General features: G+C 56.2%; 23 protein-coding genes. 14 read left to right on the top strand and 9 right to left on the bottom strand.

All coding sequences use genetic code 11. The features are described from left to right. Window positions 1–20: 20 nt before the first annotated feature. The 3 genes from urtA to atzF all read right to left on the bottom strand — a co-directional run bounded on the left by urtA (window position 21) and on the right by atzF (window position 3,956). On the bottom strand, window positions 21–1,319 hold the full coding sequence (gene urtA / locus EAO82_RS18640; RefSeq protein WP_096345998.1) for an urea ABC transporter substrate-binding protein: 1,299 nt from the start codon (window positions 1,317–1,319) through the stop codon (window positions 21–23). A 112-nt stretch (window positions 1,320–1,431) separates the two neighbouring features. Further along, window positions 1,432–2,166 carry a GntR family transcriptional regulator gene (locus EAO82_RS18635; RefSeq protein WP_096346005.1) on the bottom strand — a complete coding sequence of 245 codons (735 nt, stop codon included), beginning with the start codon at window positions 2,164–2,166 and terminating at the stop codon, window positions 1,432–1,434. Between the two features lie 11 nt (window positions 2,167–2,177). Continuing rightward, window positions 2,178–3,956, bottom strand: coding sequence for an allophanate hydrolase (atzF, locus tag EAO82_RS18630; protein ID WP_096345997.1), 1,779 nt, complete (start codon window positions 3,954–3,956; stop codon window positions 2,178–2,180). A 668-nt stretch (window positions 3,957–4,624) separates the two neighbouring features. On the opposite strand from atzF, the gene EAO82_RS18625 reads away from it, so the two are divergent. Next, window positions 4,625–5,788 carry a type III PLP-dependent enzyme gene (locus EAO82_RS18625; protein WP_096345996.1) on the top strand — a complete coding sequence of 388 codons (1,164 nt, stop codon included), beginning with the start codon at window positions 4,625–4,627 and terminating at the stop codon, window positions 5,786–5,788. Between the two features lie 141 nt (window positions 5,789–5,929). On the opposite strand, the gene EAO82_RS18620 is transcribed toward EAO82_RS18625, so the two are convergent. Beyond that, window positions 5,930–6,835 carry an SDR family oxidoreductase gene (locus tag EAO82_RS18620; protein ID WP_096345995.1) on the bottom strand — a complete coding sequence of 302 codons (906 nt, stop codon included), beginning with the start codon at window positions 6,833–6,835 and terminating at the stop codon, window positions 5,930–5,932. Window positions 6,836–7,498: 663 nt separating this feature from the next. On the opposite strand from EAO82_RS18620, the gene EAO82_RS18615 reads away from it, so the two are divergent. Next, window positions 7,499–7,921, top strand: a complete 423-nt coding sequence (locus EAO82_RS18615; protein ID WP_096345994.1) for a hypothetical protein — start codon at window positions 7,499–7,501, stop codon at window positions 7,919–7,921. On the opposite strand, the gene EAO82_RS18610 is transcribed toward EAO82_RS18615, so the two are convergent. Continuing rightward, window positions 7,914–8,930, bottom strand: a complete 1,017-nt coding sequence (locus tag EAO82_RS18610; RefSeq protein ID WP_096345993.1) for an IS30 family transposase — start codon at window positions 8,928–8,930, stop codon at window positions 7,914–7,916. The genes EAO82_RS18615 and EAO82_RS18610 overlap by 8 nt on opposite strands. 283 nt (window positions 8,931–9,213) lie before the next feature. Here EAO82_RS18610 and EAO82_RS18605 point away from each other — a divergent pair, with 283 nt between their 5' ends. Together EAO82_RS18605 and EAO82_RS18600 are read left to right on the top strand one after the other, a co-directional pair. Continuing rightward, the gene (locus EAO82_RS18605) at window positions 9,214–9,636 is read left to right on the top strand and encodes a hypothetical protein (protein WP_143520288.1); all 423 of its coding nucleotides are present in this window, start codon (window positions 9,214–9,216) and stop codon (window positions 9,634–9,636) included. 142 nt (window positions 9,637–9,778) lie between these two features. Beyond that, entirely contained in the window at window positions 9,779–10,444 is a 666-nt protein-coding gene (locus EAO82_RS18600) for a LysE family translocator (RefSeq protein ID WP_096345992.1), read from the top strand. On the opposite strand, the gene EAO82_RS18595 is transcribed toward EAO82_RS18600, so the two are convergent. After that, window positions 10,414–11,546, bottom strand: a protein-coding gene (locus EAO82_RS18595) for an IS3 family transposase (RefSeq protein ID WP_153274270.1) whose coding sequence is annotated in 2 segments (ribosomal slippage) — window positions 10,414–11,306 and window positions 11,306–11,546 — 1,134 coding nt in all. Because the reading frame shifts where the segments join, the coding sequence is not laid out codon by codon here. The genes EAO82_RS18600 and EAO82_RS18595 overlap by 31 nt on opposite strands. Window positions 11,547–12,098: 552 nt before the next feature. On the opposite strand from EAO82_RS18595, the gene EAO82_RS20895 reads away from it, so the two are divergent. From EAO82_RS20895 to EAO82_RS18570, 5 genes are all read left to right on the top strand, one after another. Then, a complete protein-coding gene (locus EAO82_RS20895) occupies window positions 12,099–12,551 on the top strand; it encodes a type I restriction enzyme HsdR N-terminal domain-containing protein (RefSeq protein ID WP_321540974.1) in 453 nt (150 codons plus the stop codon). A gap of 181 nt (window positions 12,552–12,732) precedes the next feature. Further along, window positions 12,733–12,990, top strand: coding sequence for a type II toxin-antitoxin system Phd/YefM family antitoxin (locus EAO82_RS18585; protein WP_096345270.1), 258 nt, complete (start codon window positions 12,733–12,735; stop codon window positions 12,988–12,990). Next, window positions 12,978–13,280: a type II toxin-antitoxin system RelE/ParE family toxin gene (locus EAO82_RS18580; RefSeq protein ID WP_096345269.1), complete on the top strand. Its 303-nt coding sequence runs from the start codon at window positions 12,978–12,980 to the stop codon at window positions 13,278–13,280. The genes EAO82_RS18585 and EAO82_RS18580 overlap by 13 nt, the downstream gene beginning before the upstream one ends. Window positions 13,281–13,385: 105 nt before the next feature. Next, window positions 13,386–14,015, top strand: coding sequence for a LysE family translocator (locus EAO82_RS18575; protein ID WP_096345268.1), 630 nt, complete (start codon window positions 13,386–13,388; stop codon window positions 14,013–14,015). Between the two features lie 192 nt (window positions 14,016–14,207). Beyond that, window positions 14,208–15,590, top strand: a complete 1,383-nt coding sequence (locus EAO82_RS18570; protein WP_096345267.1) for a C13 family peptidase — start codon at window positions 14,208–14,210, stop codon at window positions 15,588–15,590. 5 nt (window positions 15,591–15,595) lie between these two features. Here EAO82_RS18570 and EAO82_RS18565 read toward each other — a convergent pair whose 3' ends face one another. Then, window positions 15,596–16,774, bottom strand: coding sequence for a magnesium transporter (locus EAO82_RS18565; RefSeq protein ID WP_218838558.1), 1,179 nt, complete (start codon window positions 16,772–16,774; stop codon window positions 15,596–15,598). Between the two features lie 194 nt (window positions 16,775–16,968). Here EAO82_RS18565 and EAO82_RS18560 point away from each other — a divergent pair, with 194 nt between their 5' ends. Both EAO82_RS18560 and EAO82_RS18555 read left to right on the top strand, forming a co-directional pair. Beyond that, window positions 16,969–17,934, top strand: a complete 966-nt coding sequence (locus tag EAO82_RS18560; RefSeq protein WP_096345265.1) for a putative zinc-binding metallopeptidase — start codon at window positions 16,969–16,971, stop codon at window positions 17,932–17,934. 168 nt (window positions 17,935–18,102) lie between these two features. Then, on the top strand, window positions 18,103–18,762 hold the full coding sequence (locus EAO82_RS18555; protein WP_096345264.1) for a 7-cyano-7-deazaguanine/7-aminomethyl-7-deazaguanine transporter: 660 nt from the start codon (window positions 18,103–18,105) through the stop codon (window positions 18,760–18,762). A 16-nt stretch (window positions 18,763–18,778) separates the two neighbouring features. On the opposite strand, the gene EAO82_RS18550 is transcribed toward EAO82_RS18555, so the two are convergent. Next, window positions 18,779–18,991 (bottom strand): DUF2892 domain-containing protein, encoded by a 213-nt coding sequence (locus EAO82_RS18550; RefSeq protein WP_096345263.1) that lies wholly within the window; start codon window positions 18,989–18,991, stop codon window positions 18,779–18,781. Between the two features lie 171 nt (window positions 18,992–19,162). Then, on the bottom strand, window positions 19,163–20,344 hold the full coding sequence (locus tag EAO82_RS18545) for an acetyl-CoA C-acyltransferase (RefSeq protein ID WP_096345262.1): 1,182 nt from the start codon (window positions 20,342–20,344) through the stop codon (window positions 19,163–19,165). A gap of 213 nt (window positions 20,345–20,557) precedes the next feature. Here EAO82_RS18545 and EAO82_RS18540 point away from each other — a divergent pair, with 213 nt between their 5' ends. From EAO82_RS18540 to EAO82_RS18530, 3 genes are all read left to right on the top strand, one after another. Then, window positions 20,558–22,240 (top strand): fatty acid--CoA ligase, encoded by a 1,683-nt coding sequence (locus tag EAO82_RS18540; RefSeq protein ID WP_096345261.1) that lies wholly within the window; start codon window positions 20,558–20,560, stop codon window positions 22,238–22,240. Window positions 22,241–22,579: 339 nt separating this feature from the next. Beyond that, window positions 22,580–23,899: a DUF1329 domain-containing protein gene (locus EAO82_RS18535; protein ID WP_410402919.1), complete on the top strand. Its 1,320-nt coding sequence runs from the start codon at window positions 22,580–22,582 to the stop codon at window positions 23,897–23,899. 107 nt (window positions 23,900–24,006) lie between these two features. Continuing rightward, window positions 24,007–26,742, top strand: a complete 2,736-nt coding sequence (locus EAO82_RS18530) for a LuxR C-terminal-related transcriptional regulator (RefSeq protein WP_174959031.1) — start codon at window positions 24,007–24,009, stop codon at window positions 26,740–26,742. Window positions 26,743–26,820 lie beyond the last annotated feature (78 nt).

Genomic DNA, 26,820 nt, shown 5'->3' with positions numbered 1-26,820 from the left:
GTGGGTGCTAGCCAAATGGTTTATTCGGCGGTAACGCCCTGACAGGTTTTGGTTTTGGTGTTGTAGTTGCCGCAATTGATGGGTGCGGTCCAGTCGGATTCCAGGTCCTTGCTGCCTTCCAGGAAATCGGACCAGGCGTCACCTGGTACCAGATCATCGGTGCTGGATACGGTCAGGAACTGGCCATCGTCCTGGATCTCGCCAATCAGTACCGGTTTGGTGATGTGATGGTTCGGCAGCATGGTGCTCATGCCACCGGTCAGGTTAGGCACTTCAACCCCGACCATGGCATCGATCACCTTGTCTACGTCGGTAGTGCCGGCTTTCTCGACTGCTTTTACCCACATGTTGAAGCCAATGTAATGCGCTTCCATCGGGTCGTTGGTGACGCGGTCGCTATCCTTGGTGAACTCGTGCCAGGTCTTGATAAAGGCTTCGTTCTCTGGAGTTTCTTCACTCATGAAGTAGTTCCAGGCGGCCATGTGGCCGACCAGCGGAGCGGTGTCGATACCGGACAGCTCTTCTTCACCTACAGAGAAGGCGATGACCGGGATGTCTTCAGCGGATACGTCCTGGTTGCCCAGTTCGCGATAGAAGGGCACGTTGGCGTCACCATTAATGGTGGATACCACTGCGGTCTTTTTGCCGGTGCTGCCGAAGCGCTTGATCTCGGAGACGATGTTCTGCCAATCGGAGTGGCCGAACGGTGTGTAGTTGATCAGGATGTCTTCTTCGGCCACGCCGTTTGCCTTCAGATAGGATTCCAGAATGCGGTTGGTGGTGCGCGGGTAAACATAGTCGGTACCAGCCAGTACCCAGCGCTCGATGCCCAGTTCATCCTTCAGGTAATCCACTGCCGGAATGGCCTGCTGGTTCGGTGCGGCGCCGGTGTAGAACACGTTCCGCGAAGACTCTTCACCTTCGTACTGCACCGGGTAGAACAGAATGCCGTTCAGCTCTTCGATGACCGGCAATACGGATTTGCGCGATACCGAGGTCCAACAGCCGAAGATGGCGTCGACTTCATGCTGCTCCAGCAATTCGCGAGTGCGTTCAGCAAATAATGGCCAGTCAGAGGCGGGGTCCACGTCCACGGCTTCCAGTTGCTTGCCGAGCAGGCCGCCCTTCTTGTTCTGCTCTTCGATCAGCATCAGCATGGTGTCTCTCAGAGTGGTTTCCGAAATGGCCATGGTCCCGGTCAGTGAATGCAATACGCCTACCTTGATGGTTTCCTCGGCCTGCACTGCCAGGGCGCTGAGCGCCAAGCTGCAGGCTACGCCCAGGGCGCCAGCGCGTTTTACCAGTTTCTTCAGTTTCATCGGTCGATCTCCGTTTTTATGTTCATGTCCACTGTGTGATCAAGCTCTACAACTGCGGGTGCATCCTCGTTATGTCGGGGTGATCGGCATGCCGTCAGCCCTTCTTTTTCGGCTACCCACTGCTCAGGGGCTGGCCGGTGTTCAGGTGTTCCCGGGCCTGAAAGATCATGTGCAGCGTGATCTTGCGGACCTCGGCCTTGCTTTCCTCTATATGCGCTTTCATCAGCTGCTGGGCTCGGTCGGCCTGCCGCTCGATGATGCTGCGCAGAATCTCGCCGTGTTGCTCATAGGTGGCGGTGATACGCGCGCGTTGCGTGAAATCGATGCGCCGTACCAGGCGCAATCGCTCGGTAATGTCGTGATGAATGCGCGCCAGTTCCTGGTTGCCGGTGGCCTCGACCAGTTGCTCGTGAAAGCGTTCGTCCAGGGCGCAGACGCTGGCGCCGTGACTCAGGCGCGCTTGCGGGGTGATCAGCCAGATGCGCTTGAGGGGTTCCAGATCAGCGGCCGGATGCATGGCGCACAAGCATTTGATCGCTTCGAGCTCGAGTGCGATGCGTACATCGTAGAGCTGCTCGTATTGTTGAAAGTCGAAGGGTTTGACCTGCCAGCCGCTGCGGAACGACACCTCGACAAAGCCCTCGCGCTGTAAACGGTTCAACGCTTCGCGCACGGGTGTGCGGCTGGCATTGACCAGCTCGGCCACTTCGCTTTCGGTAAAGCGATCACCCGGGAGCAGCTCGAAATCGAACAGGCGCTGCTTGAGCTGGCGATAGATCCGCTCGGGCAGGTTCTGCCGGCGCTCGCCGGTCTGCTTCGACTTGAATAGGGGGTGGGTACCGTCCATGGCCGCGTTCATCAGTTCCGTGAGGCGATATAGGCGCGCCAGCCGCCCAGGTGAGTGATATCGGTAGCGCCTTCCACTGCAGCGCCTTCACAAATAAAGCCCTTGACCTCGCGGCCGTCCTGCAAAGTCAGCGTGCCGATGCCCAGCGGAGCGGGCACCAGTGCGACGAAACTGCCAAACAGTTCAACCGGTACATCCCAGAGTTCCACTGCGATCGCCGCGCCCTCGGCCGAACGGATCAGCCCAGGTTTGGGTGGTGTGGTGTTGGGCAGGGCATAAAGGCGGTAGTTGTCGGCGCTTAAAGTGCTTTCAACGAAGCGCGCATGGCGTTCGGTGAGTTGCGTGTTCAGTGGCATGCCGCTAAGGTGCGCGCCGACCACGGCCAGACGCACATGACCTGCTGGCGCGTTCACAACGCTCGGTGCAGGCAGATTTCGATCTGTCGCCCCGGCTTTCCACGGCGCAAAAGCCTGCCAGCGGCGACCGAAGTCGGCCAGGGCGCGATCCTGCCAGGCGCTGCCAATCAGGGTAATGCCAAAGGGCAGGCCGTCCTGGCGAAAGCCGGCGGGCAGCGCCAGCGCCGAGCAGTCCGCGAGGTTGACGAAATTGGTCCAGGTGCCCAGTTGGCTGTTTACCGTAACCGGGTCCTGTTCGACCTGGGCAGTGGTAGGCATGCGCGGCGCCGTAGGCACCAGCAGCGCATCCACCGATTGCACCAGCGTCTGTATCTCGCGGGCCAGATCGGCGCGGCGGTATTCCGCACGGTAAGTGTCAGTGGCGCTGAATTTCTCCGCGTTGGCGAGAATGCCGCGTACCACCGGATTCATCTGGTCGCCATTGGCGTCCATGAATTCGGCAATCGCGGCGTAGCGTTCAGCTACCCAGGGGCCGCCATACAGCAGTTCAGCCAGTTGCTGCATGGGGGTGAAGTCCAGCTCGATCAATTGCGCACCCATTTCGCGCATCTGCGTCAGGCTGGCCTGCCAGGCTGCTTCAGCCTGGCTATCGCCAAACCAGGGCAGGCTGGCGGGAATGCCCAGGCGCGGTTGGGTGCCAATCAGCCTGGCGGATGGCGGCGCTACCCGCGAGTAGCCGTCGGCGGCATCAAAGCTTTCCATCACATTGGCCACGGTTTCGGCGTCGTCGATGTTCAGCGCGAAAATGGATACGCAGTCCAGGCTGCGGCAGGCCGGCACCACACCGCGGGTGCTGAAACGTCCACGCGTGGGTTTGAGGCCGACCAGGTTATTGAAGCCCGCAGGCACGCGGCCGGAGCCGGCGGTATCGGTACCCAGGCTGAAAGGCACCAGCCCGCGCGCGACACTGACGGACGAGCCGGAGCTGGACCCCCCTGAAATGTACTCGGGGTCAAAGCTGTTGGGCACCGCGCCGTAGGGCGAGCGCGTGCCCACCAGGCCGGTAGCGAATTGGTCCAGATTGGCCTTGGCCAGCACAATGGCGCCTGCTGCCCGCAGCAAGGCGACGCAATGGGCGTCCTGGTCGGCAATATAACCGTAGGCAGGGCAGGCGGCGGTAGTAGGCAGGCCGGCCACGTCAATGTTGTCCTTTACTACACAAGGTATGCCGTAAAGCGGCAGTTGCTGTGCATCAGGCAGTGTAGCCAGGTGGGCCAGCTGGGTACTCAGTTCGGCGGCAGCAACAATATGTATAAAGGCTGGATCGTCAGCGCTAAATTCGGCAAGCAACTGGGTTAACGCTGCCTGCGGCTCCAGACCGTTCTGATAGGCCTGCTGCCATTCGCTGATTGTCCATCCACATTGCTCTGCCATCGGGCCTCCCATAAGTGATCGAATATCGCCTTGTATACAAGAACGTATTCAGCAGGGACCGTGCCAATATGTGACATTGTCAAATATGGATATAACAAAGCCATTTAAAACAGTGAGTTGGATAATAGTAAGACGTCGTTTGAGCTCCGCAGAGGGGCATCATCACAGACTGTTTATAGGTCGCATGTGCAGAAACGGTGCTGCCCGCCTTCTTTTGGTGCGCGCTCGGGAAGCGGGGCTGCCAATAGAACCCGGGTGTCGATCCGGGGTCTAGTCTGTAAGGGTAGCGTCACAGACAAGTGAAACAATGCAGGAATTGATCCGTCCCTATTGACCCCGGAGTCGCTTGGTTTTAAGGTTCGCGTCGAACGTTGAGGCTGGCACGATCCATACGGCTCAAGTACTGACGACGAGACAGCAAGACCGGCATATTCCGGGCTTATTGCTTTCGGCGCACGCCTTGGGAAGTAGGCGAACCAAAGTGGGGATACTGATCAGACGTTCGCACCCCCGGGTTGTGTGTTGGCCATGACATTCAGTGCCTTTCCGTCGGAAAGTGCTGCGCCGTTCCTGCATTGCAGGTGATGGACTGCACTTGTCTGCCCTGCATCTGATCAGTCTCGTCCCCACGCGCCCCGAACCCAGAAATGTTGCTTTGGAGCCGAACCATGTCCATCAAGTTAGACGAATACTTCGACCGCGAAACCTTCAGCCGTATCAAGGCTTGCGCCGATCAGCACGATACCCCCTTTCTGGTCGTTGACCTGAAGACCATCGACCGCGCCTATGACGAGCTGGTCGAAGGCTTTCCCTTCGGCAAGATCTACTATGCGGTCAAGGCCAACCCGTCCAATGAAGTGCTGGGGTTGTTGAAGGACAAGGGCGCCAATTTCGATATCGCCTCGATCTACGAGCTGGAAAAGGTCATGGCACTGGGCGTCAAGCCCGAGCAGATCAGCTTCGGCAACACCATCAAGAAGTCCAAGCATATTCGCGCCTTCTACGAGAAGGGCGTGCGTCTGTATGCCACCGACTCCGAAGCCGACCTGCGCAATATCGCCAAGGCCGCACCGGGCTCGAAAATCTATGTACGCATTCTGACCGAAGGCTCTACCACCGCTGATTGGCCGCTGTCGCGCAAGTTCGGCTGCCAGACCGACATGGCCATGGATCTGCTGGTTCTGGCGCGCGAGCTGGGCCTGGAGCCCTACGGCATCTCTTTCCATGTCGGCTCGCAGCAGCGCGATATCGGCGCCTGGGATGCGGCCATCGCCAAGGTCAAGGTGATCTTCGAGCGCTTGAAGGAAGAAGACGGCATCACCCTGAAGATGATCAACATGGGTGGCGGCTTCCCGGCCAACTACATCACCAAGACCAACACCCTGACTACCTATGCCGAGGAGATCACCCGCTTCCTGCAGGAAGATTTCGGCGATGACCTACCCGAAATCATCCTCGAGCCTGGCCGCTCGCTGATCGGTAATGCAGGCGTGCTGGTCAGTGAAGTGGTGCTCATATCGCGCAAGTCGCACACCGCGCTGGAGCGTTGGGTGTACACCGATGTGGGCAAGTTCTCCGGCCTGATCGAAACCATGGACGAATCGATCAAGTTCCCGATCTGGACCGAAAAGCAGGGCGAACTGGAAGACGTCGTCATCGCCGGCCCGACCTGCGACAGCGCCGACATTATGTACGAAAGTTACAAATACGGCCTGCCGCTGAATCTGGCTATCGGTGACCGCATGTACTGGCTCTCCACCGGTGCCTACACCACCAGCTACAGCGCCATCGAGTTCAACGGCTTCCCGCCGCTGGAAGCGTTCTACATCTAGGCCTGCTTCGCAGCAGCGGCAAGCTTCAAGCCGTAAGCTGCAAGTAGAAAAGCAAAAAGCCCGCCTCTGTCACCAGGGCGGGCTTTTTTACGATCAGCTTGTGGCTTACAGCTTGAAGTTTGCCGCTCCAAAAACGAGCCGTTAGGCGAATTTTTGGATATTAGCCATCAGCTCACGCAGTGCTTCGATGTTGTCCTTCGGATGCACAGCGCCTTCGAAGTCGCACAGCTTGTCGAAGTTGGCCGCCACGTCTTCCGGGGTGAAGCCTTCATCGGGGTTGAAGCCAATGCCCAGTGAACGCTCCCAACGTACTTTGCCCATCCAGCCGCCGCCGACTTCAAACAGGCTGCCGGTTTCCTTGCACTCATCCGAGCACAGGAAAGCGACAAGCGGGCTGACCAGCTCGGGCTTGAGCTTGTCGAACGCGCCTTCCGGGAACAGGCCTTCGGTCATACGCGTGCCGCCGGTGGGGGCGATGGCATTAACGAGAATGTTGTTCTTGCGGCCTTCGATCGCCAGGGTGCGAGTCAAGCCATACAGGCCCAGCTTGGCCATGCCGTAGTTGGCCTGGCCGAAGTTGCCATAGATGCCGGAGGTAGAAGCAGTGAAGATCACGCGACCGAAGTTGCTGTCCTTCATGTAGGGCCAAGCAGCGTGGGTGACCTTGTAGGCACCTTCCACGTGAACGCGATAAACCAGATCCCAATCGGCATCAGTCATCTTGGCGAAGCTCTTGTCGCGCAGGATGCCGGCGTTGTTCACGACTACGTCAACACGGCCGAAGTTGTCCATCGCGCACTGCACGATTTTCTCACCATCGATCACGTTGTCCGGGTTGGCTACCGCAGTACCGCCAGCGGCTTTGATTTCTTCAACCACTTTCAGCGCGGCATCGCTGTTGGAGCCTTCACCCTGAGTGCTGCCACCCAGATCGTTCACAATCACTTTGGCGCCATGCTTGGCGAACAGCAAAGCATGGGCACGGCCGATGCCGCCGCCGGCACCAGTAACGATAACGACCTTGTCGTCAAAACGAATATCGCTCATGAAAAGCTCCTGTCTATATGGGCGGTGAAAAAAGGACTGCCAGTGTTAAACACTTGTTTCAATTCGGCAAGGGGCAGGGTGAAGGTGAATGGCCGAGTATAAGCCGGCGCAAACCACGGGCGAGCCGCTGTGCAGCCTAGCTTGCGCGCCGCAGCGGGATAATTGCAGTAAATGATCTTGGACAATCCCTGACGTCCTGGACTACTCTCGAGCCAAGCAACGGAATGCACATCTTATCCCGCCTCTCAGGCACGGACAGCCTGCATTCCTTTCCCAATACAGCTAAGCAATCCCCCGACTTGTCCGCAAAGAGGATAGGGCGGTAGCGTGCCTGAAAAACCTTTGGCGGTTGAATGGGCCGTAGAACTGCCCGGTTTACGTTAAAAATCATCGCAGTGACCGATATATGGGCGCTAGCCAGAGATCATGGATTTTTAGATTGAAAAACAGTTGGTTAGCAGAAAGATGGAAAATGGTGATATGAGGCTTGATGATCGTTTTGTCGGCGATGTAAAAGTTGGGCGATAGGCGGAGAGGGCCGGTTTGCGGGTGTTGTAGAAGATGTTGGGGCTGGGTTGGGAAAGACAAAACGATCACCGACATATTGGTTGGTGTGACTCATATATAAATGTTATGCCTAAAATTGGGAATTGAGAGTAATTTATGGAAGGTGCGCTAATCGGTCTTGCGGGTCTGTTAATAGGTGTTCTCTTGAATGAATACTACAGACGCAATTCTAGGATCGAAAAGTATTCTGCTCAGGTCTTTGAAAAAAGATTAAATATCTACGAAGGCTTGATGTCCGAGATACAGCTCGCTTCAAGCATAATAAGCGAGCTTATTGAAAACAAAGATTTATCTATCGACGAAAAGAAAGCAGTGGCATTTCACGCAGGGTTAAAAGTTGCAGAATATACGGATAATCATCAATTTTATCTCGACGAAGAAGTCACTGTTCATTGCTGCTTGGCCTTTGTCGGAACAAGCGATATCTTTGAAGAGTCAACCAATCAAGAGATGCTAAAAGACTTTCGGCAAGCTGTAAAAGAAGGGCGGTCTCAGGATCGAAGTGCAACACTTAGTTAATGGTCTCAAGGTTGTTGCTCACCGAGAGCTGAAGATGTTCAATAAGCACTTCTACCGGGAATCTCCAGCCTAACGTCTGACGTGGACGAGTATTCAGCAGCTCGGCAATCTCATCAAGGCGCTCTTGGCTGACCACCGATAGATCAGTACCCTTTGGCAAGTATTGGCGCAGCAAACCATTGGTATTTTCGTTGCTGCCGCGCTGCCAAGGGCTATGAGGGTCGGCGAAGTAGATCTTCAGCCCAGTGCTCGCCGTTATATCTTGGTGACGGGCCATTTCACTGCCTTGATCGTGCGTCATGGTTTTTAGCAGAGAGGGCGCCATACGCGACATCTCTCGGGTTATCGCCTGAGCGGCGCACTCAGCTGTCGGCTCATCCAGCTTGGCTAGAACGACAAAGCGGCTGGTGCGCTCGACCATGGTAGCCACTGCTGACCTATTGCTGGCACCCATGATCAGATCGCTCTCCCAGTGGCCAGGAATAAGGCGGTCCTCTACCTCTGGCGGCCGCAAATGAATGCTCAGGTCTGCCGGATAGCGCTCACGCCGTCCAGGGCTTACCGTGCGGCGGCGACGCTTACCGTGACCTTGGCGCAGATAGCTGATCAGTTGCCGCTTCAACTCGCCGCGTGGGTAGGCATAGATCGCCAGATAAATACTCTCGTGACTCACATGAAACTCGGGTCTGTCAGGCCATTGAAGCTTCAGTCTGGACGCGATTTGTTGAGGAGACCAGCCCCGTTTTAGCATTTCGCATACGACTTGGAAAAGCTCGCTACTCGGCAGCAGACGCGGAGGCCTTCTTTGCTTCGTGCGCCTATCACGCGCCAAAGCGCAAGCCTGGATGACATCGTAGTGGCGGGTAGGACTGTTGCGTCTCAGCTCTCGGCTAAGCGTGCTTGCGTGTCGGCCCAGGTGGCGACTGATTGAGCGCAGGCTCAATCCCTGGTCTCGCATAAGCATCAGAACGACGCGTTCATCAGTGGTTAAATGCGTGTAGGTTTTCATCGCAACACTCTATCTCATGTGTTGCACTTGGTCCCTGAGACCGCCAAGCGTATGAAATGATCCGCGTAGAATCTGGTGTAGCCGAGCTTGACGGTCTATTTCGCTCTATTACTAAATCCTCGCCGGGTGGCCGATTAATTGATGGTTACAGAGCTATAAAAGCAGTGCATGAGAAAAAGGCATAACAAACCGCTCAAATACGTTCCGGCTGCGAAAAGCGCAGCCTCCACCGGACTCGCTAACGCTCGCCGTTTAGCGGGGCGTTATGTTTTAGGAATCGCATATGAGTGTAACTAATTTTCCAGAACAAAAGTCGGCTGATTCGTTTAATACGAATTATTGGTTTTTTTCAAATCCAAATGAATCGCCTATTGAACCCATTCGTATCGTACATTCAGAAATGGCAATAGATAAGCTGCTCTCTATTAATTTAGAGGACATGACAATGGGTTGGTTTATTACAAAAGAAGTAGCAACGTATCTACAGCTTTCTTCTATTGGCACGGTTTCAATATTGTGTTCTGATGGTAAGTCCAGAGAACTTTTAGAGGTTGGCCCAATTCTCATGAAGTGGGGTGGTAGTTTCGAAGAACAAAAAGTACGTTCGCAGTACGGCGAGCCAACAACTCATGAATATGAAAATATAAATGCATTTGTCTGGTCGGAATCTTGTGCAATTCTTCCCTACAGGCGAAAACACACATAACAAAGTGTTCCAACATCGCGCACTTCGTGCGCTGGACAGTTTGTAAGTCGCAGCCTTGTGGTTTTGCTGCGCAAAAGTAATCCACAAAGCCACAACTTACAAACTGCCGTTGAACACGGCGTTATATTTTTAGGAGACAAAAATGAGTCTCGATAAATATCTTTTATTTATGGCAATCACGAGTGTATTTCTGTTATCTCCTGGCCCCTCTGTGATGTTATCTATCAATAATGGAGTCCAGCATGGAATTAAACGCTCCTCTATAGCTGTGTGTGGAAATGTCACTGCTTTCCAATTATTAAGTATACTAAGCTCACTTGGTTTAGGGGCTGCACTCACAGCATCAAGTGAGTTATTCAGCACTCTAAAAATATTAGGCGCCTTATATTTGATCTATTTAGGTGTGAAGATATGGAGGTCTCCTATTACCTTAAAGCAGAAGGAGGTTTCGCCAAAAGACCACAGCTCAAATAATTTAACTTTATTTAGACAGGCTTTTCTTGTAACTTCGTCGAACCCCAAAGCTCTAGTTTATGTTAGTGCCCTGATCCCTCAGTTCATTGATACTCAGCAGGCACTTACTCCGCAGGTTATTACACTCGGCTTAACTTCGGCAGCGGTGCAGTTTGTGATATTTATGTCCTATGCAATCATTGGCAGTAAATCTAGACATTGGTTTGAAAGTCCAATAAAATTCAAATTATTCAATAAGTTTAGCGGCGTAACTTTTATAGGGTTTGGAATTGGGCTGGGGTTCTACCCCGTTTCCACGGACGGTTATAAAACGGCTGTGAGCTTCCGATCCTGAACAGCAACTCTACGTCGCATCCTGGGGTTATGGAACCGCTCGATGTATTCAAACAGATCAGCTCTTGCCTCGTCCTGCGTACGGTAACGCCGATGGTGTACTCGCTCTCGTTTTAGCATGCCGAAGAACCCCTCACAGGCTGCGTTGTCTCCGCAATGGCCAACCGCGCTCATGCTGCTGACCAAATCGTTACTGCCTAGATATCGCTGGTAATCACCGCTGGTAAACTGACTGCCTCGGTCTGAATGCAGTATTACTGGGGTTTCGCCCTGACGTTGCCAGACAGCCATTTGAACAGCTCTGATTACCATCTGCCGATCCTGCCGGTGGTGCATAGACCAGCCAACGATCAGCTTGCTGAATAAATCCAGAACCACGCAGAGAAATAGTTTTCCTTCCTGGGTGGAGATCTCCGTAATGTCAGTGACCCATTTGGTATCAGGTTCCAGTGCGGAGAAATCCCGTTCAAGGTGATTTTGAATACCTTGTGGCCGATTTGATGCGCGTCCGAGGCGTCCTCGCTTCCTACGGGGCCACCCCTGAATGCCGTGCTTGGCCATTAGCCTTGCAACACGATTCAGGCTGGCTGCAACGCCTTCGGCAGCCAAGTCTTCGTGCATTCGGGGCGACCCAAGCATTCCGCCACTGTCATCGTGAATCTCTCTGATACGCGACAGCAGACGGTCGTTCGCTCTTGCCCTGCTGGACTGCGGACGAGATGCCCAAGCGTAATAGCCGCTGGCCGATACCTTCAGGCAACGACACATAAGACGTATCGGGAAAAGACTGCGACAGTGTTGAATCGTCTGATACCTCAGGACGACTCCTTTGCAAAGAACACTGCCGCTTCGCGCAAAAAATCACGTTCCTTTTTTACCCGTGCCAGTTCCCGCTTCAAGTGGGCAAGCTCTTCGTCACGCGGCGTTCCCGAGCCCTTGAAGGCCTTGCTTGGCAATTCTTCGGCTTCACGCGCCCACCGGGACAACAGGTTGGGATTAATTCCAATCTCTAAGGCCACCTGGCGGCAATTGGCACCTGGCTGGCGAGATAGCGCGATGGCTTCGCGCTTGAATTCGGGGCTGTATCTTCTGCGTTTGGACATGAACACTCCTTTGGCACATTGTGCCTTTTTTCAAAAGTGTCCGCAGTAACGGGGTAGAACCCCTGGGATTATCTGAAAACAAGATGTAACAAATGGTTCAAATCGCTCGCTCCGCTCACTGGGACGGGCTAAAGCCCGCCTCTTAACCAAATGTTAAATGTCACCTCTAATTGAGACTGCGTATGTCTTTAACACAATCAGATGAAAATATTGCCAGATCGATTAGATGCGATGTAGGGAAGTCATCTACAGGATCAAAACGTCTAAAATTGCGCACCTTGCTGACTAAGTTTAGCATTGAAAAAAGATCAGACACTAACACTGCAAAAATTACAGAATTGCTAACTTGTCAAGGACTATCAATCAATCCTCCAATTGTTAGGTTCGGAGAGCGCTGGGAAATATCTCACCAGGACTGGATATATTTGTCCTGTAATACACTTCCAGAGCAACCAACGCCATCTGCGTTATCAACATGGAATGCTGATGGCTGGTTTGATAGGGTTTCAGAACTAAAGCTCCGAACAGAAAAAAGAAGTTGAAACAAAGTTCATCATCCCATTGCTAACGCGCCTTGGTTATGCGGAGGACGATAGGTACGATGGCATGCCCGTTCCTGCAGCTCATGGCTCACGAAATACAACTCTTGTCATAGACTTCGCTTTGTTCAACAACAGTGACGACTCATTAAAAAATCAACCATTATTAACAGTTGAGGCAAAAAAAGAAGGGCGTCTACTTAAGCAACAAGAACTTCTAAATGCACACAACCAAGCGAAAAGCTATTGCCTTTGGACTCAGTGCGATTTTTTCTTGATAACCGATAGTAAAACAGTTCAACTGTTTCACATTTCACGAGGAAGAATTGATCAGCTCTCACCGATATTTTCATGCGAAAGAGAGTTGCTTTCTTCATGTTTTGGCGAGCTTTATGCGCGAGCGTCCAAAGAGGCGCTGACAAACTACTACCTAGCAAAATTCTCTACTACTGAAGAAACTAGCTAATGCACTCTTCATAAAGCTGCCGATCAATATGTCCAGTTCGCCACCTAACAAATGGCTCAAGCCGTTCGCTTCGCTCACTCGCACGGGCTAAAGCCCGCCCCTTAACCAAATGTTAGCTGAGATTGCTACTCTCGCGGAGTGCTACTATAGTGGCACTAATAGTTTGATTCCGGGTGAACCCATGAAAGTTGAGCTTGTTACGAACCTCAAGCGCCAGGCCACAAAGATTCTGGCAGACCTGCACTTGTCCAAGGAGCCGGTACTGATTACGGAACATGGTCAGCCATCCGCATACCTTGTTGATGTGCAGGATTACGAGTTCATGCAGCGTCGACTTGAGCTGCTTGAGGGGCTCTCACGGGGAGAGCGTGCTGTACTTGAGGGAAGAACGTACAGCCGGAGTGAGGCCAGGGAGAAAATGAGTAAATGGCTGAAGTAATCTGGACGGAGCCCGCACTTCAAGAGCTGGATGCCATCGCCGAGTACATTGCTCTGGATAATCCTGCCGCCGCAAGTCATCTGGTTCAGGACGTTTTCGAAAAGATCGAGCGCTTGGAAGATTTTCCCCAGTCCGGACGGATTCCTCCAGAACTCCCTAATTCCGTATACAGAGAGATAGTGGTTCCACCTTGCCGCATTTTTTATCGTGAGGATGAAAAGCGGGTTTTTGTCCTCTACGTCATGCGAGAGGAGCGGCAGCTTCGTGCGTTCATGCTGGGAGGCAGCTAACCAAGCGCGTCACACCGATGCCCTTGTCTCCGTTTCGCTACGCCAAAGGCATCGGTGCGCTTTACGTGAAGGCGCAATTCAACTGCCACCAAGGAAATATCTTCTATGACCTTCTCCACTTGGCTGCTCTATGTCGCGGCGGTCCTGGTTCTCACGGTCACTCCCGGGCCGAGCGTGCTGATGTGCGTTTCCACTTCAGTCAATCTCGGCGCGCGCAAAGCGCTAATTGCTTCGCTTGGCAGTACAACCGCCATCGTTTGCATCATGGCGCTCTCGGCACTTGGTTTGGGCGCAGCCCTTGCGGCGTCGGACATTCTGTTCACTGCACTCAAGTGGTTGGGCGCGGCCTATCTCGCATACCTCGGTATTTCTTCCATCATTTCTTCTACCAGTGAAATTGCAGTCTCTGGCGCCGTTGAGTCATCAACAGGAAGACGCCTCTTCACTCAAGGTTTCCTAGTTGGAGCGAGCAATCCAAAGGCACTGCTCTTTTTTGGCGCGCTCTTTCCGCAATTCATCATCCCGAGTGAACCTCACCTCCCGCAGTTTCTATTGCTCGGCGTCACATTCATATTTTTCGAGTTGTTGTGGCTCACCATCTACGCGCTTTCGGCATCCAAAGCCAAAATCTGGCTCCAACAACCACGTCGCGCCAAGCTCTTCAATCGAATCACCGGCGGCGTGTTTCTTGTTGCTGCTGGTCTGCTCGCAAGCAGCAAACGTGCTAGTGCCTAACCAAGGGCGGGATTGGCGTATGACGTTCGAATTTCAGGACGCCAACGCCTACATTCTTGATTATGAGGATTATCGCTAATGACTATGCATAATCCGTCGCATCCTGGTGAATTCATTCGGGAGGTGTACCCACTGGTCCCAGAACGCCATACCCGCTAACCTCCCTGCACCAACCCCGATCAAGATCAAGATATGACGCTTACTCTTCTGCGGCCCCTGCGATTCACCCTGTCATTGACTGCCGTTCTGCTGCTTGCTGCCTGCAACCCCGCAGAGATGTTGGCGCCGGATGCGCGGCTGCCGGATGGCAGTACCTATTCCGGGGAGATTCGCGACGGCCTTTTTCAGGGTGACGGCGTTCAGCAATTTGCCAGCGGCATGATTTATCGCGGCCAATTCCATGAGGGTTACTGGCACGGTCAGGGTGTGCTGGAGTCGGCGATGGGTTGGCGTTACGAGGGCGAGTTCCAGAAGGGCCTGATGTCGGGGCAGGGCGTGCTGGACAATGACGGCACCCGCTATGAAGGTGCCTTTGTGAAGGGCAAGTTCCATGGTCCTGGCCGCTATGAAGTGGGTGATAGCGTCTATGTGGCCGAATTTGCCGAGGACTTGCCGGTACGGGGTGAGCACATAACCGAATACGGCACCTATAAGGGGGAGTTTCTCGACTGGCAATACCACGGTGAGGGTACCTACACCCCGACCAACGCCCCAGCGGGTATGGAAAGCCTGAGCGGAACCTGGGAAGAAGGCATGCTTGTCGAGGGTAATGATTCTGCGCAGCAGGAGCCCTCAGCCCGGCCTGCGCCCCTCACCGAGCAAATTCTGGTTGAGGATCGTGAGCGCCTGAGCAGGCAGATCGAGAGCCTGGAGGCGGAGCGCCCTGGTGTGACGGACGTATATTTTCTCGCGGTAGGCGGGGACGGTACGGAATCGGTTTTCATGCGAGACATCGAGGTAGCCAGAGCGGGCCTGCAGTCGCAGTTTGATCTGGAGCGTCGCGCGATCATGCTGCTCAACCACCGGGATTACGAGACCTTGCCGCTGGCTACTCGCCCTTCCATCGCCACAGCGCTCAAGGCACTGGACGAGCAAATGAATCCGGAGGAAGACCTGCTGGTGGTGCACCTGGTCAGCCATGGCGGTGAAGACGGCGATCTGTTGCTGAGCCAGCCAGGGGTAGAACTGCCCAACCTGTCACCCCAGGTCTTTGCGAAAATGCTCGAACCGCTGAGCGCGCGTCGAAAAGTGCTGGTGGTTTCTGCGTGTTATTCCGGTCAGTGGCTTGACGAATTGGCGGACAGTGACACCCTGATCCTGACCTCCGCCCGTGCGGATCGCACGTCCTTTGGCTGTGGTGATGACTCGGAAATGACCTGGTTCAGCAAGGCGCTGTATCAGAGCGTGGGCCTGTCACTGACAGAACCCGATGCTATGTTCGAGCAGATCACCGAGCAGATACGCACCTGGGAGGAAGAGATCGGGATGGACGAAGAAAGCTGGTCCTACCCCCAATTCCATCTCGGGGACAACCTGCGGCAGTGGTTGGAGCAGGACGCGTTCAGCAAGCAGTAAGGCGTTTACAGCACCAACGAGGTAGCCAGAAACAGCATCAGGCCCATGCCAATAATGTCGGTAAAGGTGGTCAGGAATATGCTGCTGGCGGTGGCGGGGTCGGCGCCGAAGCGTTTGAGTAGCAATGGTATTGCGACACCGAAGATACCGCTGGTCATGCAGGCGCCGATCATCGCGACAAAAATAACGAAACCGAGCATGGCCGGGTTGGCGGAGTCTGTAAATAAGGCATAAGCGAACATTGCCGCTCCGGCAATAACGCCCACCGCGGCGCCATTGAGCGCACCCAGCAGGATCTCCTTGCGTAGCAGTTGGCTGATCGGGTAGTCCTGAATTTTGCCCAGAGTTATACCGCGAAGGGTAATCGCCATTGCCTGGCAGCCAGTGTTGCCGCTCTGGCCGGCGAGTACCGGCAGAAAGGCGGCGAGGGCGACGATTTGCGCGATGGTGCCCTCGAACATGCCGACAACGAAGGCGGCAGCAAAGGCGGTGATCAGGTTTACCTGCAGCCACGGATGGCGCATGCGGAAGGCTGTCAGTACCGGAGTATTGATCTGCTCTTCCTTGTCCACACCATATTGTGAGCCGGCCTGGGCGCTAAGCTCCGAGACGATGCGCTCATACAGCTTCCAGCCACGCACCTCGCCCACTATCCGGTGTTGATCATCCACTACCGGGTATATGCGGTAATGCCGGTACAGCACTTCACTGACTGCGCTCTTGATCGAGGTGTCCTGGTGAAAAGCGAAGGGGTCCAGCACCATGATGCTGGCCAGAACCTCGGACGGTTTGGCGAGAATCAGGTCGCGCATGCCCACCAGCCCGACCAGGCGATCTGCCTCGGTGATAAAAATGTAGCTGATCTCGGAGACGTCAGCGCTCTTGACCATGAACGTAAGGGCCTCGGCGACGGTATAGCTGGACGGCAGGGTGGCTGTTGCGGGCGTCATCAATTCGCCGATGGTCTCCTCCATTCCGGAAAGCACCACTCGAGTGGCAGCTTCCCCCGGTGCTGCTGCTTCGCCAAGGTGGGAGGCGACCAGCAGAGCCTGGTCGGCAGGCAAACGCGAAAGAATAAACTGGATGTCATCCGCAGGCAGGTGGACCAGTTCCTCGGCAGCGTCCAGGGCGGACAGTTTGCGGATATGCTCAATGCGCTCGGTCAATCCCATGCTTTGTGACATTTCTCGGCCTGCCATAGGGGTCTGTGTCCAGACTATAACAGGCGTTCCGAGGTGCGGCGACCTGCCTACTCCCAGGCTGGCGATGCGGTAGTTGCAGCGATCCGTCGGACAGTGGCGATTGATTGTGGCCATAAGCTTGTAGCTGCCGGAGTGGGGGTCCATGCTGGTCCCTCATGTTTTCTGGATATTGCTTAATGCGTGTATTTTCCAATCCGGTGGGTGCCGGCTCCCTCTGGTTCGACAATCTTGCAACAGCGCAGGGAATACCTGTTGCCTACGATCCCCAGGCGCGGGCCTTCATACCTACGCCACCCTTCTGTGCAAACCGGGATGTTATCGGCTGTAACTGGATAGCGCCGGCTGAAGGTGAGTTTTGCCGGTCGTGCAGCATGACCGGTCTGGCGCCGGATACCTCCATTCCCAACGCCATACCCAACTGGGCGAAAACCGAGGCAGCCAAACGCTGGGCGCTGGATAATCTCGGGCGCTGGCACTGGTTTCGGCCAGAGGATCCGGGCGCGCGGCCGGTATTTCATTTGCTCGCCGAGGGCGCAACGCCGGTGCCTATGGGGCACGCCGGCGGTGTAGTGACCATCAGTGTGGCGGAAGTCGACCCCGTGTTGGTGACATCCCGCCGTGAAGCGTTGGACGAGCCTTATCGCACCATGATTGGCCATATGCGCCATGAGGTCGCCCATATGCTCTGGTGGCGGTTAAGTTTGCGCGAGGACTTTCTTGAAGCCTTTGCAGGCATGTTTGGTGATGTGATGATTGATTACCCCGGGGCGCTGCAGCATCACTATGCAAACGGTCCGCCGGAGAACTGGAAAGAGCATTACCTGACCAGTTACGCCTCCTCACACCCACATGAGGACTGGGCAGAGACGGCCGCTCATCTGCTGCATCTGACTGACATCGCGGACAGCTTTGTGGCCACAGGCCTCTCATCACCGCAGATACCTGACGCTGGCTGGGATCCCTACTCGGAGCCTGACGCCGAGCGGCTGATTCATATTGCCGCGACGCTCACCGTGGGTGTGAATCACGTCAACCGCGCTATGGGCCTGTCCGATATCTACCCCTTCGTGCTATCCGATCACGCGCGGCAAAAACTCGCGTTTGTGCATGGCTGGCTGCGCCGGGGTGCTTTAGGGCTTTGAGCTGTCGCCCTTCCCGAGTCCAGGCGGTTATCCATGCTCTTGCCGATATCCGCCGGTCTGCTCAGGTACCTTTCTTCGCTACAAACCGCTAGAATGCCGGCCGCGCGTAGCCATACCGGTTACGCCAATGGGTTCCCTAACCCCATTTCACCTTAAAAAGGACATCACATGCCGTTGATATCTTCTTCGGTCAGCCGCTCTGTAGTAGCCGGCCTGATCGCGTTTCACATTCTTATCATTATCGTCAGCAACTACCTGGTGCAGTTGCCGATCACTTTGTTTGGCTGGCACACGACCTGGGGTGCGTTCAGTTTCCCGTTCATTTTTCTGGCCACCGATCTTACCGTGCGGCTGATGGGCAAGGGCGCGGCACGGCGGGTGATTGCGCGGGTCATGTTCCCGGCTTTGGTGGCGTCCTACGTGGTGTCGGTACTCTTCCACGAGGCGCGCTTCGGTGGTCTGGCGGCCCTGGGTGAATTCAACCTGTTCGTGTTTCGCATCGCGGTGGCGAGCTTTCTTGCCTATGCGCTCGGGCAGTTGCTGGATGTGCAGGTGTTTGATCGCTTGCGGCAAATGCGTCAGTGGTGGATAGCCCCTGCGGCCTCGACAGTGCTGGGGAATCTGCTGGATACCTACCTGTTTTTCTCGGTGGCATTCTGGCGCAGTGATGATCCTTTCATGGCGGCCAACTGGGTGGAAATCGCAACGGTGGATTATCTGATCAAACTGGTGATCAGTCTGGTGCTGTTCGTGCCGCTGTACGGCATGTTGCTCAGTTGGTTGGCGAAGTTCTTTCAACCGCGCCCACTGAGCAGCGGGCCGGTTTAGAAAGAGGTCGCCACTTTTACTGTTTTATACCGTGCGAGCTCTGGCCGGTTCTACAGGTCTTTATACCCAGCAAAGAGTAGGCGGGGCAAATACCGACCAGTGCGGTTATGAGTGGTACGACGCCGATCCAACCCCAGACAATCTGTGGGCCTACAAAGACCATGGCGATCAATGCCAGACCTACGGCGGCGCGAATGATTCTGTCCGTAGTGCCTATGTTGGTTTTCATTTTGTATCTCCTGACGCGCGTGAGTGGTATTGCCACTTTAGGCGCGCGTCAGGGGGCACTTAGTGACTTAAGTCACTAAGAAGATGAATTCTGGATGGCGCCAGACCGTTTCGCTCCTCGGGGTTCGGCGTGAGACCAGGCAGGCCTCGTGCAGCCTGCCTTTTTAACAACTCAGATTAGCTCGATGGCTACCGCCGTTGCTTCGCCGCCACCAATACACAATGACGCCACACCGCGCTTGCCGCCGGTCTTCTGCAGGGCGTTGATCAGAGTCACGATAATCCGCGAGCCAGTAGAGCCTACAGGGTGGCCCTGGGCGCAGGCGCCGCCGTAGATATTGACCTTGGCGTGGTCCAGACCATGCTCGCGCATCGCCAGCATGGTGACCATGGCAAAGGCTTCGTTGATTTCAAACAGGTCAACGTCGTCCTTGTTCCAGCCGGTCTTGTTGAACAGGTTGGTCATGGCGCCGATGGGCGCGATGGTGAACTCGCTCGGGTCCTGGCTCTGGGTTGCGTGGCCAACGATGCGGGCCAGCGGCTTGAGGCCACGCTTTTCGGCTTCAGCGGCGGTCATCAGGACCAGTGCGCTGGCGCCGTCGGAGATCGAACTGGCGTTGGCGGCGGTGATGCTGCCGTCTTTTCTGAACGCCGGTTTCAGGCCCGGGATCTTCTCCAGGTTCGCGTTGTGCGGCTGCTCGTCGTCCTTGACCAGGGTTTCACCCTTGCGCGTGGTCACGGTAACCGGAACGATTTCGCTGTCCAGCGCGCCGCTTTCAATGGCTTTCTTTGCCCGGGTCAGCGACTCGATGGCGTAGGCGTCCATATCCTCGCGGTTGATGCCGTACTTGTCTGCGGTTTCCTGGGCGAAGGAGCCCATCAGCCGACCGGTGCGGGCGTCTTCCAGGCCATCAAGAAACATGTGGTCCTTGATCTCGCCGTGGCCCATGCGCAGGCCGCTGCGGGCTTTTTCCATCAGGTAAGGCGCGTTGGACATGCTCTCCATGCCGCCAGCGACCATCACCTGGTTGGTGCCGGCCTTGAGCAGGTCATGGGCGAGCATCACGGCTTTCATGCCGGAACCACAGAGCTTGTTGATCGTGGTGCAACCGGTTGCGGCGGGCAGGCCGGCATTCAGGCTGGCCTGGCGGGCTGGGCCCTGCTTCAGGCCGGCGGGCAATACGCAGCCCATGATCACTTCCTGCACATCTTCGGCGGCGATGCCGGCACGCTTGACCGCTTCGGCAATCGCCAGCGCGCCCAGATCCACAGCGGGTACGCTGGACAGGCTGCCTTGAAATCCGCCCATGGGCGTGCGCGCTCCGCTAACGATGACAATGCTGTTGTCGGACATGTTTGCTCCTGAAAATGACTGATGTTGGTTTGATGGTCATATAGCGACATTTTGCGCCATTATACGCTTAAAAAAGCGCTGCATCCCGAGTGTGATCCGGTTCATACTTTGGAGTGATAGGTCGCCCGCCTCTGCTTGGCTATAGTGCAGCGCAGCGATAGGCCTTGATGCCTGCGACCAGACCATACAAGCCCAACAAACAGGTCATACATTATGCTCAATACCCGCGTGATCAAACCGACGCCCGGTGCTCATTCGACACCGCTGCTGATCAAGAACATTCTGCTCTCCGGCCAGCGCTACGAGCGCAGCCAGGAAATCGTCTACCGCGACATCAGCCGCTACGACTACGCTACCTTCAATCAGCGCATCTGCCGCCTGGCCAATGCCCTGAGCGCCGCCGGCGTGAAAGCTGGTGACACCGTGGCGGTGATGGATTGGGACAGCCACCGCTATCTGGAATGCATGTTCGCCATCCCGATGCTCGGCGCGGTACTGCACACCATCAACATTCGCCTGTCGCCCGATCAGATCCTCTACACCATGAACCACGCCGAAGATATTTTCGTGCTGGTCAATGCCGAGTTTCTGCCGATCTACAAGGCCATCGAGAACGATCTCACCACGGTTACCAATACCATTTTGCTGACCGATGGCGACGAGAAGACCGCCGATCTGCCGGGTCTGGTAGGTGAATACGAAGAGCTGCTGGCCGCCGCAGAGCCGACCTATGAGTTCGCCGATTTTGACGAGAATTCGGTGGCCACTACCTTCTACACCACCGGTACTACCGGCAACCCCAAGGGCGTGTATTTCACCCATCGCCAGTTGGTGCTGCACACCATGACTCAGGCCGCGCTGATGGGTGGGCTGGACAGCATGCGCCTGTTCGGCAACCGCGATGTGTATATGCCGATCACGCCGATGTTCCACGTGCATGCCTGGGGCATCCCCTACACCGCGACACTGCTGGGCACCAAGCAGGTCTACCCGGGCCGTTATGAGCCGGAAATGCTGTGCAAACTGATCAAGCAGGAGAAGGTCACCTTCTCCCACTGCGTGCCAACCATTCTGCAAATGGTGCTCAATGCCGAAGGCGCACAGGATTACGACTTCGGCGGCATGAAGATCATCATCGGCGGTAGCGCGTTGAACCGCAGCCTCTACGATGCAGCCAAGGCCAAGGGCATGAAACTGTCTGCTGCTTATGGCATGTCTGAAACCTGTCCGTTGATCTCCAGTGGTTACATCAACCTGGAAGTGGAGCAGGGCAGTGAAGACGAACAGGCCGCTTACAGCATCAAGGCCGGTGTGCCGGTACCCCTGGCCGAAGCGCGCTTGATGGATCCCGAGGGTAACTTCCTTGAGCATGACGGCAAGACTCAGGGTGAGCTGGTGCTGCGCTCGCCCTGGTTGACCCAGGGTTACTACAAGGAGCCCGAGAAGAGCGACGAGCTGTGGGCTCATGGCTGGATGCACACCGGTGATGTAGCTTCCATCGACGAGATGGGTTTTATCGATATCCGCGACCGGATCAAGGATGTGATCAAGACCGGCGGTGAGTGGATTTCCTCGCTGGAGCTGGAGGATCTGATCAGCAAATGCGCCGCCGTGAAGGAAGTCGCCGTGGTCGGTGTACCTGACCCGCAGTGGGGCGAGCGTCCCTTTGCGCTGATCGTGCCGCATGCTGGCAAGGAGATGGATGCGCGTATTCTGCGTGATCATCTCAAGCAATATGCCGACGAAGGGCGCATCAACAAATGGGCCATCCCTACGCAGATCGCCTGTGTTACCGAAATACCCAAAACCAGCGTTGGTAAGCTGAACAAGAAGGTCATCCGTGGCGACATCGCCCAATGGCAAGAAGCAGAAGCACCTTTCCTTTCAACGCTTTAATGCGCACCAGCGGTAATATGGCGCGGTAACACTTAACGTCAAGCCGCTGGCGGGCCCAGTCGAGGGATGGCAATTGATGCCATCCCTCTGACTTTTCGGGCCTCCTTTCTGGTGTTTTTCTTCTTTTCTGCGTGAGACAAAATCATACTTTGGACGGATCACCCCCGCGTGGCGCTTGGCTATAGTGCGCGGCTGTTCGTGGGCTTAACTGTATTGTCATATTGCAGGTAATCTCGGCCCGAACGACCGATCATTGTGTCGGCATTGATTGCCGGCCTCAGCTAGTAGAGAAAGATTATGAAACTGAATTTGGTCTATAGCGCCCTGGTAGCTTCTGCCATGGCCTTCAGCGCCTCCAGCGTGGCTGCCACTGCAGAGCAGGCCGCCGAGTTGGGCAATAGCCTCACGCCCATTGGTGCCGAGAAAGCCGGTAATGCGTCCGGCACCATTCCCGAGTGGACCGGCGGTTTGGCCACTGACGCCGCGGCCATTGATGCCAAGGGCTTCAGCGCGAATCCTTACGCTGACGACAAGCCGTTGTTCGAGATCACCGCGGCCAATTACGAAGAATATCAGGACAATCTGGCTCCCGGTCAGATCGCCATGTTCAAGCGCTATCCTGAAACCTTCAAGATGCCGGTCTACGAAAGCCGCCGCAGTGTCGCACTGCCGGACGCCATCTACGAAGCTGCCAAGCGCAACGCCACCAACTCCAAGCTGGTTCAGGGTGGTAACGGTGTGACCGGTTACGATATGGCCATCGCCTTTCCGATCCCATCCAACGGGCTGGAAGTGATCTGGAACCACATCACTCGCTACCGTGGTGACTCTTTGCAGCGCATCGTCACTCAGGCGACGCCGCAGACCAATGGCAACTACACCATCGTTCGTTTCGTTGAAGAATACGTGCTGCCCCAGGGGCTGACCGATTACAACGCCGACACCATGGGTAATATCCTTTACTACTTCAAGCAGCAGGTAACTGATCCAGGCCGTCTGGCCGGGAACGTATTGCTGGTGCACGAAACAGTTGACCAGGTTGCCACCCCGCGTATGGCGTGGATTTACAACGCCGGCCAACGCCGCGTACGTCGCGCTCCGCAAGTGTCCTATGACGGCCCGGGCACCGCAGCCGACGGCATGCGTACTTCCGATAACCTGGACATGTACAACGGCGCACCTGATCGTTACGACTGGGAACTGGTTGGCAAGAAAGAGCAGTACATCGCCTACAACAGCTATCGCATGGGTTCGCCCGATGTGAAGTACGATGACCTGATTCAGCCCGGCCACCTCAACCCCGAGCTGGCGCGCTATGAACTGCATCGCACCTGGGAAGTGGTTGCCACCGTCAAGGAAGGCGAGCGTCACATTTACGCCAAGCGTCATTTCTTCATTGACGAGGATTCCTGGCAGGCTGGCCACATCGATCATTACGATGGCCGTGGCGAGCTCTGGCGTGTAGCTGAGGCTCATGCTCTGCACCGCTACAAGGCGCAGGTTCCTGGCTTCGCCGCCGAGACGCTGTATGACCTGGTTGCCGGCCGTTACCTGGCCATGGGTATGAACAACGAGGAGTCTGGCGATTACAACTACGAGCACAAAGCCAGCTCCACCGACTTCACCCCCGCAGCTCTGCGTCAAGCTGGCGTTCGCTAAGACTGCATTACGGCTAATGTCGATTCACCTCAGCCAGCTTGATGCTGGTTGGGGTCTGTTACAAATCGACAAGACAGCCTGAGGACCATGCCGATACACTTGGCGGCATGGCTACCTCGATCGCACCCATCCCCGGCAAGATATTTCGTCCGCCGCTTCCGCCGGACCATTTGCCACGTCCTGCACTGGTAGCCCTTCTGCAGCAAGCCGCCCAACGTCGGCTGATTCTGGTCTGCGCCCCCGCCGGTTTTGGCAAAACGACGTTAGCCATTGAGTATTCCGAACAGCTCTCTGCGCCCTGGCGCTCTATCTGGCTGTCTCTGGATCCCCAGGATGGCGAGCAGGGGCAGCTACTGCGTAGCTTGATTCAAGGGTTGCGCACGCTCTACCCCTCATTGGGCGACAAGGAACTTGAGCTTCTCGGCCAGCAGCAGAGCCATCAGCCGCTGGGTAGCGAACAACTGGTCACCTCGCTTCTGCAGGATCTGCGCCGTGTGCATAACGCCGATACGCCAGTGCTACTGGTGCTGGATGATTACCACCTGATCTGCGGGCCACAGACCGATCGGCTGTGTGCGTTGCTGCTTGAGCAACTGCCGCAGGGCTTTCAGTTGTTGATCACTGGCCGACGGCGGCCCGATTGGCATCTGGCCCGTTTGCGGCTGGGCAACCAACTGCTGGAAGTCGGCGAAAAGCACTTGCGTCTGAGTCGAGAGGCGGCCGCTGCCTTTCTCGACAGTGCTGGCCTGGCTGGCGCGGAACCACAATGGTTGCGGCATATTCTGCAACGCAACGAAGGCTGGATTGCCGGGCTGCGGTTATTGGCGATGACCGCGCAGCAGGCCGACCACGCGCGCGGCGGTCGACTCCATCTGCGTGATGCGACGGATACTCAGCCCGAACAGTTGATCGGCGAATACCTGCTGGAAGAGGTCATTCTGCACCAGCCGCCGGCAGTGCAGCAGTTCCTGCAGCAAATAGCCTGGTTTGATCGTTTCACCATCGAGCTGTGCGACCACGTGCGCCAGGCGCAGGACAGCCAGCAGATCATTCACTATCTGACCCAGCATCAGGTGTTTCTGGTGCCCCTGGATCGCGAGGGCAAATGGTATCGCTTCCATCATCTGTTCTCCGATGTGCTGCGCGAGCGCGGCGCGAGTGAACATCCGCGCGAGCGATTGCAGATGCATCTGCGCGCCTGCGACTGGTTCCGCCAACAGGGTCGGATTGCCGATGCCGTGGAGCAGGCGCTTGCCGCTGAGCGTCCGGATGAAGCGGCCAGCCTGGTACAACACTTATCGCTGGATAGGTTATTGGCCGAGCAACATGTCGGCACGCTGCTGCGCTGGAAGGCGGAGTTACCCGGGGTCTTGCAGGGCAGCTCCGCGCGGTTGGTGATGGTGCATGCCTGGACCCTGGCGCTGGCCTGCCAGTTGGAGGAAGCGCACGCGATGCTGCAACGGTTGCAGCATTTTTTGCCGCAGCCGGATGCGTACCAGCAGCGCTGCCTGCTGGGCCAGGCATTGGCCCTCAAGGCGTTTCTGGCACGCTCGGCCGGGCATCTGGAAGAGGCCATGCTCTGTGCTCATCAGGCCCTGGCGTGTCTGGATGATCGCGAAGCGGGCAGCCGGGTGATGGCGATGCTTACCTTGGCCGATAGCGAGCTGTGCGCGCAGCACATAGATGCCGCGCGGCAATGGGCACGCTCGGCGCTTGAGTTGGCGCAACGGGTGGCTGATCCGTTGCTCGAAGCACAGGCGGTGCTGATGCGCGCACGCCTGATGCAGGCGCGCGGCCAGGTCGCCAGGGCGTTGCAAGCGGTTGCCGGTCAACGCCGGTTGCTGGCCGGTATGGTCCATCCGCAGGGTTTGCCGGTACGCGCGCGGTTAACCGTGTATCACGGTTATCTGCTTGGCCTCTTGGGTGATAACGACGAGGCCATGGAACTGCTGCGCCAGGGCATTGAGGAAGCACGGGATTGCCGTGATGTGCACGTGCTGCCGGGTTACTGTCTTCTGGCCGGCATGCAAGCTCAGATGCGCGGTGGAGATGGACTCGCGTTCGAAACCTTGACCGAGGCCGAGCGACTGATGCACCAGTGGGATATTCCGCCGGTGTATTACCTGGGTTGGGGGACCGCGCTGAAAAGCGATCTGTGGATTACCTCCGGCCGTCACGATCTGGCTGAACATTGGCTGCCGCGTCTGCGTCAGACTTATTGCCTGGACAATCCCGCCGCGCCGCCGATGTTTTTTCATGCCCTGCCGGTATTGATTGAACGTGTGTATGCGCGGCTGCTCTGGTCACGCGGCGAGCAGGTGGCGGCCGAAAGCGTATTGCGCGCACTGTTAAGCCAGCTGCAGCACGGCGGGCAGCATCTGCAGGCGCTGGCGGTGATGGCGCTGCTGGTGCGCATGCTGTATCGCCTGCAGCGGCCGATGGAAGCGGAAAAGATTCTGTTAGCCGCACTGGCGCTGGCGGTCGAAGACAATATCAGCGGACCCTTTTTGCCCCTGCTGCATCAGGCGCCACCTGGTCTGGTGGATTCGTTAGCGCGCGCACCAGCATCGCGTCTGCGTGACCGGTTGCTGGGTACTCTGCCGACCATCGACCGGCCTGACGGGCAGACTATTGCCGCCACGCTGCAGGACTCACTCAGCACCCGCGAGCTGGATGTGCTGCGCTGCATCGCTCAGGGCTATTCCAATCAGCAGATCAGCGAGGCGCTGTTCATTTCGCTGCACACCGTGAAAAGCCATGCGCGGCGTATCAATAACAAGTTGGGCGTGGCGCGGCGCACTCAGGCCGTGGCACAAGCCAAGGTGCTGGGTCTGCTCGAGTAGCGCCGCGCCATGATTGCGCAACCTGGCTGCAAGCGTTATAAAGCAGCGCCTGATTCTGATTGAAGGCGTCTAGACAAG

The organism is Halopseudomonas pelagia, assembly GCF_009497895.1.
In the GTDB taxonomy this organism is placed as follows: Bacteria; Pseudomonadota; Gammaproteobacteria; order Pseudomonadales; family Pseudomonadaceae; genus Halopseudomonas; species Halopseudomonas pelagia_A.
Note: the sequence above shows the minus strand (reverse complement) of the source record. Positions and strands in the feature narration are given on the sequence as shown.

Coding starts and splice junctions, on each gene's coding strand:
- urtA (WP_096345998.1), bottom strand. CDS start 1,319: ATGAAACTGAAGAAACTGGTAAAACGCGCTGGCGCCCTGGGCGTAGCC.
- EAO82_RS18635 (WP_096346005.1), bottom strand. CDS start 2,166: ATGGACGGTACCCACCCCCTATTCAAGTCGAAGCAGACCGGCGAGCGC.
- atzF (WP_096345997.1), bottom strand. CDS start 3,956: ATGGCAGAGCAATGTGGATGGACAATCAGCGAATGGCAGCAGGCCTAT.
- EAO82_RS18625 (WP_096345996.1), top strand. CDS start 4,625: ATGTCCATCAAGTTAGACGAATACTTCGACCGCGAAACCTTCAGCCGT.
- EAO82_RS18620 (WP_096345995.1), bottom strand. CDS start 6,835: ATGAGCGATATTCGTTTTGACGACAAGGTCGTTATCGTTACTGGTGCC.
- EAO82_RS18615 (WP_096345994.1), top strand. CDS start 7,499: ATGGAAGGTGCGCTAATCGGTCTTGCGGGTCTGTTAATAGGTGTTCTC.
- EAO82_RS18610 (WP_096345993.1), bottom strand. CDS start 8,930: ATGAAAACCTACACGCATTTAACCACTGATGAACGCGTCGTTCTGATG.
- EAO82_RS18605 (WP_143520288.1), top strand. CDS start 9,214: ATGAGTGTAACTAATTTTCCAGAACAAAAGTCGGCTGATTCGTTTAAT.
- EAO82_RS18600 (WP_096345992.1), top strand. CDS start 9,779: ATGAGTCTCGATAAATATCTTTTATTTATGGCAATCACGAGTGTATTT.
- EAO82_RS18585 (WP_096345270.1), top strand. CDS start 12,733: ATGAAAGTTGAGCTTGTTACGAACCTCAAGCGCCAGGCCACAAAGATT.
- EAO82_RS18580 (WP_096345269.1), top strand. CDS start 12,978: ATGGCTGAAGTAATCTGGACGGAGCCCGCACTTCAAGAGCTGGATGCC.
- EAO82_RS18575 (WP_096345268.1), top strand. CDS start 13,386: ATGACCTTCTCCACTTGGCTGCTCTATGTCGCGGCGGTCCTGGTTCTC.
- EAO82_RS18570 (WP_096345267.1), top strand. CDS start 14,208: ATGACGCTTACTCTTCTGCGGCCCCTGCGATTCACCCTGTCATTGACT.
- EAO82_RS18565 (WP_218838558.1), bottom strand. CDS start 16,774: ATGTCACAAAGCATGGGATTGACCGAGCGCATTGAGCATATCCGCAAA.
- EAO82_RS18560 (WP_096345265.1), top strand. CDS start 16,969: ATGCGTGTATTTTCCAATCCGGTGGGTGCCGGCTCCCTCTGGTTCGAC.
- EAO82_RS18555 (WP_096345264.1), top strand. CDS start 18,103: ATGCCGTTGATATCTTCTTCGGTCAGCCGCTCTGTAGTAGCCGGCCTG.
- EAO82_RS18550 (WP_096345263.1), bottom strand. CDS start 18,991: ATGAAAACCAACATAGGCACTACGGACAGAATCATTCGCGCCGCCGTA.
- EAO82_RS18545 (WP_096345262.1), bottom strand. CDS start 20,344: ATGTCCGACAACAGCATTGTCATCGTTAGCGGAGCGCGCACGCCCATG.
- EAO82_RS18540 (WP_096345261.1), top strand. CDS start 20,558: ATGCTCAATACCCGCGTGATCAAACCGACGCCCGGTGCTCATTCGACA.
- EAO82_RS18535 (WP_410402919.1), top strand. CDS start 22,580: ATGGCCTTCAGCGCCTCCAGCGTGGCTGCCACTGCAGAGCAGGCCGCC.
- EAO82_RS18530 (WP_174959031.1), top strand. CDS start 24,007: ATGGCTACCTCGATCGCACCCATCCCCGGCAAGATATTTCGTCCGCCG.